This window comes from Peptoanaerobacter stomatis (assembly GCF_000238095.2).
In the GTDB taxonomy this organism is placed as follows: Bacteria; Bacillota; Clostridia; order Peptostreptococcales; family Filifactoraceae; genus Peptoanaerobacter; species Peptoanaerobacter stomatis_A.
This window is the reverse complement of the sequence record NZ_JH815226.1, coordinates 308730-315183: the sequence shown is the minus strand read 5'-3', so window position 1 is coordinate 315183 and position 6454 is coordinate 308730. Positions and strand designations below refer to the sequence as shown.

Sequence of the window (6454 nt, the reverse complement as noted above, 5' to 3'; positions counted from 1 at the left end):
AACGCAATATGCTGGCGTGGCTCAATTGGCAGAGCAGCTGACTTGTAATCAGCAGGTTGTAGGTTCGATTCCTATCGCCAGCTCCATTTAGATATTTAATACATTGGAGGAATGCCCGAGTGGTTAAAGGGGGCAGACTGTAAATCTGTTGGTCAATCCTACGTTGGTTCAAATCCAACTTCCTCCACCATATGCGGGTGTAGCTCAGTGGTAGAGCCCCGGCCTTCCAAGCCGGTTGCGAGGGTTCGATCCCCTTCACCCGCTCCATATATGTGCCTGTAGCTCAGCAGGATAGAGCAGTGGCCTTCTAAGCCACGTGCCAGGGGTTCGAATCCCTTCAGGCACACCATTTAAATTAATAAATGCATATTATACTACTTCTTGGAGGGGTGTCCGAGCGGTTTAAGGAGCTGGTCTTGAAAATCAGTGACTCCGAAAGGGGCCGTGGGTTCGAATCCCACCCCCTCCGCCATATTGGAGAAATACTCAAGTGGCTGAAGAGGCTCCCCTGCTAAGGGAGTAGGTCCTATTAACGGGGCGCGAGGGTTCAAATCCCTCTTTCTCCGCCATTAACGAGGTGTAGCGCAGTTTGGTAGCGCACGTGGTTTGGGACCATGGGGCCGGGGGTTCGAGTCCCTCCACCTCGACCATTTTTGTATTAAAATTTTATATAGGCTGGGTTTAATTAGGGGCGTAGTTCAGCGGTAGAACGTTGGTCTCCAAAACCAAATGCCGTGGGTTCAAATCCTGCCGCCCCTGCCATTAACGAGGTGTAGCGCAGTTTGGTAGCGCACGTGGTTTGGGACCATGGGGCCGGGGGTTCGAGTCCCTCCACCTCGACCATTGTGGGCTTATAGCTCAGGCGGTTAGAGCGCACGCCTGATAAGCGTGAGGTCGCTGGTTCGAGTCCAGCTAAGCCCACCATTATCTTTTTAAAAAAAGATGAAAATAATTTAGGTATTATATTATTATAGGGGCCTTTAGCTCAGTTGGTTAGAGCGTCCGGCTCATAACCGGCAGGTCCGGGGTTCGAGTCCCTGAAGGCCCACCACTATTTATTATATGCCTAGATAGCTCAGTCGGTAGAGCAGAGGACTGAAAATCCTCGTGTCGATGGTTCGATTCCGTCTCTAGGCACCAAAGCAAATTCAATTTAATATGATTATATTTTTATGGCGGCATAGCTCAGCTGGCTAGAGCGTTCGGTTCATACCCGAAAGGTCACAGGTTCGATCCCTGTTGCCGCTACCATTTTTGTTTTAAAAAAGTAAAAAAAAGTACTTGACAGGGAGAAAAAGAAGAGATATAATAAACGAGCTGTCAAAGGACAGATGAACAATGAAAATCGGATAGTAAACAAAGAAGACTTATGAAGAATAAGTTAAATGTACCAAACAAACAAAGTCAGTAAGGATAAATAATGCTGAGAGAAGTCAAATTTTAATTGAGAGTTTGATCCTGGCTCAGGATGAACGCTGGCGGCGTGCCTAACACATGCAAGTCGAACGAAGTCATATGTGAAGTTTTCGGATGGAATATAAGACTTAGTGGCGGACGGGTGAGTAACACGTAAGTAATCAACCTATAACACACGAATAACTAATAGAAATGTTAGCTAATACGAGATAAAATATATGATATGGGAATATTGTATATCAAAGCTGAGGCGGTTATAGACGAGCTTGCGTCTGATTAGCTAGTTGGTGGGGTAAAAGCCTACCAAGGCGACGATCAGTAGCCGACCTGAGAGGGTGAACGGCCACATTGGAACTGAGAGACGGTCCAAACTCCTACGGGAGGCAGCAGTGGGGGATATTGCACAATGGGGGGAACCCTGATGCAGCAACGCCGCGTGAACGAAGAAGGCCCTAGGGTCGTAAAGTTCTGTCGTATGGGAAGAAAAAAATGACAGTACCATACAAGAAAGCCCCGGCTAACTACGTGCCAGCAGCCGCGGTAATACGTAGGGGGCAAGCGTTATCCGGAATTACTGGGCGTAAAGGGTGCGTAGGCGGCTTGTTAAGTCAAGGTTAAAAGGCAGTAGCTCAACTACTGTTCGGCCTTGAAACTATTAAGCTTGAGTATAGGAGAGGAAAGTGGAATTCCCAGTGTAGCGGTGAAATGCGTAGATATTGGGAGGAATACCGGTGGCGAAGGCGACTTTCTGGACTAAAACTGACGCTGAGGCACGAAAGTGTGGGTAGCAAACAGGATTAGATACCCTGGTAGTCCACACCGTAAACGATGAACACTAGGTGTCGGGAGGAATCTCGGTGCCGGCGCAAACGCAATAAGTGTTCCGCCTGGGGAGTACGTTCGCAAGAATAAAACTCAAAGGAATTGACGGGGACCCGCACAAGTAGCGGAGCATGTGGTTTAATTCGAAGCAACGCGAAGAACCTTACCTAAGCTTGACATGGGGATGAAAAGCGATGTAAAGTCGTAATAATACCTTCGGGTATACATCCCACACAGGTGGTGCATGGTTGTCGTCAGCTCGTGTCGTGAGATGTTGGGTTAAGTCCCGCAACGAGCGCAACCCCTATTAATAGTTGCCAGTGCGTAAAGGCAGGCACTCTAGTAAGACAGTTAGGGATAACCTAAAGGAAGGTGGGGATGACGTCAAATCATCATGCCCCTTATGCTTAGGGCTACACACGTGCTACAATGGCCGTAACAAAGAGAAGCGAATCTGTGAAGAAGAGCAAACCTGAAAAAAACGGTCCAAGTTCGGATTGTAGGCTGAAACTCGCCTACATGAAGTCGGAGTTACTAGTAATCGCAAATCAGAATGTTGCGGTGAATGCGTTCCCGGGTCTTGTACACACCGCCCGTCACACCATGGGAGCTGAGGGCACCCAAAGTCAGTGATCTAACGAAAGAAGAAGCTGCCTAAGGTGAACTTAGTAACTGGGGTGAAGTCGTAACAAGGTAGCCGTATCGGAAGGTGCGGCTGGATCACCTCCTTTCTAAGGAGAAAAAAGTTTACTATCCGATTTTTGTTGTTCATAAAACAACAAAAAATATAATTTTGTTTCAGATACGAGTATAACGAGGCAAGCGAGCAAAGGACGAAGGAGCATACTAAAGTATGTAACTGAGTACAGATGCGAAACTTAACGAAGTTAGACGAAGTATATCAAACGAAATGAAATTTGTACAATGAAAACTGCATATCATCAAAGTATAAAACGCAGACAAAAAGGAAGAAAGACAAAAATAAAATATTAAGTCTTTCCGAATAAAAAGTCAAAGGATTATACAATTTACACCAAGTAAACAAATAGCAAGGTCAACTTAGAGAAAACTAAGGATAAAAAAACGAAAAGGTTAAGGAAGAAAGAGCATAAGGTGAATGCCTTGGTGATTAGAGCCGAAGAAGGACGTGGCAAGCTGCGAAAAGCTATGATAAGGAGCAAACATCCGTTATAGTCATAGATATCCGAATGAGGAAACTCACTTAATAGAGATATTAAGTATCCATTACTGAATAAATAGGTAATAGGAAGGGAACCCGCCGAACTGAAACATCTAAGTAGGTGGAGGAAAAGAAAGAAACATCGATTCCCAAAGTAGCGGCGAGCGAAATGGGAGGAGCCCAAACCATATAAGGAAACTTAAATGGGGTAAGGACTATCAAGAAAGTGACGAGGTATTGAAGAAGAAGTAGTCTGGGAAGCTACACCAAAGACGGTAAAAGTCCGGTAATCGAAACAAGAAGACGCACGAGATAGTACCAGAGTATCGTAGGACACGAGGAACCCTGCGAGAAGAAAGGGGGACCACCCCCAAAGGCTAAATACTACTAATCAACCGATAGAGAAAAGTACCGTGAGGGAAAGGTGAAAAGAACCCCGGGAGGGGAGTGAAAGAGAACCTGAAACCATATGCTTACAAACAGATGGAGCGATAAGTGACATCGTACTTTTTGTAGAACGGGCCAACGAGTTATGCTGTAAAGCAAGGAAAAGAAATTAAGTTTCAAATCCAAAGCGAAAGCGAGTCTGAAAAGGGCGATAAGTTATACAGCATAGACCCGAAACCGGGCGACCTACCCATGAGCAGGTTGAAGTTTCAGTAACATGAAATGGAGGACCGAACCCACGAACGTTGAAAAGTTCGGGGATGACTTGTGGGTAGAGGTGAAATTCCAATCGAGCTCGGAGATAGCTGGTTCTCTTCGAAATAGCTTTAGGGCTAGCGTCTTAAAAAAAAGTATATTGGGGGTAGAGCACTGAATGCTCTAGGGGCCGTATAGGTTACCGAAAGCTATCAAACTGCGAATACCAATATATGATAAAAGGCAGTCAGACTATGAGTGATAAGATCCATAGTCAAGAGGGAAAAAGCCCAGACCAACAGCTAAGGTCCCCAAATGTATGTTAAGTGGAAAAGGATGTGAAATTGCACAGACAACCAGGATGTTGGCTTAGAAGCAGCCATACATTAAAAGAGTGCGTAATAGCTCACTGGTCGAGTGGTTTTGCGCCGAAAATTACCGGGGCTCAAACATACTACCGAAGCTTTGGATTCACGCAAGACGTGAGTGGTAGAAGAGCATCGTATGATAGGACGAAGCAGAATCGAAAGAGACTGTGGACAAGATACGAGAGAGAATGTTGGCATGAGTAGCGAGATGTGTGTGAGAATCACACAGGCCGAAAACCCAAGGATTCCTGAGGAAGGTTCGTCCGCTCAGGGTAAGTCGGGGCCTAAGGCGAGGCAGAGATGCGTAGCTGATGGATAACAGGTTAAGATTCCTGTACCTACGAGTATCGCCAAAGAGGAGAAGGAATGACGCAGGAGGATAGTTAAAGCGTGCGACTGGAAGAGCACGTCCAAGCAGCAAGTTAGAGTATAAAGGCAAATCCGTATGCTTGATAATATGAGCTGTGAAGGGGAGCGAATAAAGTAGCGAAGTTAATGATTTCACACTGACAGGAAAAGTTTCTATCCAGATACAAGTAGCCCGTACCGAAAACCGACACAGGTGGGTAAGGTGAGAAACCTAAGGCCAGCGAGAGAACTGTTGTTAAGGAACTCGGCAAAATGACCCCGTAACTTAGGGAGAAGGGGTGCCTACGAGAGTAGGCCACAGAAAAAAGGCCCAAGCGACTGTTTACCAAAAACATAGGTCTCTGCGAAACCGAAAGGTGAAGTATAGGGGCTGACGCCTGCCCGGTGCTGGAAGGTTAAGAGGAGAGTTTAGAGAAATCGAAGATTTGAATTTAAGCCCCAGTAAACGGCGGCCGTAACTATAACGGTCCTAAGGTAGCGAAATTCCTTGTCGGGTAAGTTCCGACCCGCACGAAAGGCGTAACGATTTGGGCACTGTCTCAACAACAGACTCGGTGAAATTGTAGTACCGGTGAAGATGCCGGAAACCTGCGACAGGACGGAAAGACCCCATGGAGCTTTACTGTAGCTTAGTATTGAATTTATGTAATTAATGTACAGAATAGGTGGGAGGCAGAGAATGTAGGTCGTCAGATTTACAGGAGCCAACTTTGGGATACCACCCTTTGATTATGTGAGTTCTAACCGGAACCTTTGAAGCAAGGTACGGGACAGTGCTTGGCGGACAGTTTGACTGGGGCGGTCGCCTCCCAAAGAGTAACGGAGGCGTCCAAAGGTTCCCTCAGCATGGTCGGAAATCATGCGAAGAGTGCAAAGGCAAAAGGGAGCTTGATTGCGAGACTAACAAGTCGAGCAAAGACGAAAGTCGGGCTTAGTGATCCGGTGGTAGAAAGTGGAATTGCCATCGCTCAACGGATAAAAGCTACCCTGGGGATAACAGGCTGATCTCCCCCAAGAGTTCACATCGACGGGGAGGTTTGGCACCTCGATGTCGGCTCATCACATCCTGGGGCTGGAGTAGGTCCCAAGGGTTGGGCTGTTCGCCCATTAAAGTGGTACGCGAGCTGGGTTCAGAACGTCGTGAGACAGTTCGGTCCCTATCCGTCGCAGGCGTAGGATATTTGAGAGGAGCTATCCTTAGTACGAGAGGACCGGGATGGACGCACCACTGGTGTACCAGTTGTCTTGCCAAAGGCACAGCTGGGTAGCTATGTGCGGAACGGATAAGTGCTGAAGGCATCTAAGCACGAAGCCAACCTCAAGATAAGATATCCCATTCGAAAGAAGTAAGACCCCATTAAGAGTAAGTGGTAGATAGGCAAGGAGTGTAAGTGCAGTAATGTATTAAGCTAACTTGTACTAATAGGTCGAGGACTTAACCTACTAATATAAGGTATTTTCAAAGATATGCGAGTAGTACAAGGCAAACAAGTGAGTAAGGAAGGAGCATACTAAGCTATGTGACTGACGAGCGATACGAAGTTTAACGAAGTAATACGAAGTATATGTTTGAAAAGAGATGATATGCAGTTTTGATTGTGCAAAGTACAATCAGATAAAATATTTCGATGTTATGCGAAGTATATCAATCGAAAGA

The 6454-nt window shown here is 46.3% G+C and carries 13 tRNA genes and 2 rRNA genes; all 15 read left to right on the top strand.

Annotated elements, in window-relative coordinates:
- The first annotated feature begins 10 nt into the window (after positions 1-10).
- The 15 genes from HMPREF9630_RS09705 to HMPREF9630_RS09635 all read left to right on the top strand — a co-directional run bounded on the left by HMPREF9630_RS09705 (position 11) and on the right by HMPREF9630_RS09635 (position 6240).
- Positions 11-86, top strand: a tRNA-Thr gene (locus HMPREF9630_RS09705).
- Between the two features lie 19 nt (positions 87-105).
- Positions 106-190, top strand: a tRNA-Tyr gene (locus HMPREF9630_RS09700).
- 3 nt (positions 191-193) lie between these two features.
- Positions 194-267: transfer RNA gene (locus HMPREF9630_RS09695), tRNA-Gly, on the top strand.
- Positions 268-272: 5 nt separating this feature from the next.
- A tRNA-Arg gene (locus HMPREF9630_RS09690) sits at positions 273-349 on the top strand.
- Between the two features lie 34 nt (positions 350-383).
- A tRNA-Ser gene (locus HMPREF9630_RS09685) sits at positions 384-472 on the top strand.
- A 4-nt stretch (positions 473-476) separates the two neighbouring features.
- A tRNA-Ser gene (locus HMPREF9630_RS09680) sits at positions 477-569 on the top strand.
- 4 nt (positions 570-573) lie between these two features.
- Positions 574-650: transfer RNA gene (locus tag HMPREF9630_RS09675), tRNA-Pro, on the top strand.
- A gap of 37 nt (positions 651-687) precedes the next feature.
- Positions 688-762, top strand: a tRNA-Trp gene (locus tag HMPREF9630_RS09670).
- Between the two features lie 4 nt (positions 763-766).
- Positions 767-843: transfer RNA gene (locus tag HMPREF9630_RS09665), tRNA-Pro, on the top strand.
- Between the two features lie 4 nt (positions 844-847).
- Positions 848-924 (top strand) — tRNA-Ile (locus tag HMPREF9630_RS09660).
- Positions 925-974: 50 nt separating this feature from the next.
- A tRNA-Ile gene (locus HMPREF9630_RS09655) sits at positions 975-1051 on the top strand.
- Between the two features lie 13 nt (positions 1052-1064).
- A tRNA-Phe gene (locus tag HMPREF9630_RS09650) sits at positions 1065-1140 on the top strand.
- A 34-nt stretch (positions 1141-1174) separates the two neighbouring features.
- Positions 1175-1251, top strand: a tRNA-Met gene (locus HMPREF9630_RS09645).
- A gap of 189 nt (positions 1252-1440) precedes the next feature.
- Positions 1441-2969, top strand: a 16S ribosomal RNA gene (locus tag HMPREF9630_RS09640).
- A gap of 359 nt (positions 2970-3328) precedes the next feature.
- Positions 3329-6240, top strand: a 23S ribosomal RNA gene (locus HMPREF9630_RS09635).
- Together the 16S and 23S rRNA genes with 13 tRNA genes alongside form the textbook arrangement of a ribosomal RNA operon.
- Positions 6241-6454: the final 214 nt, after the last annotated feature.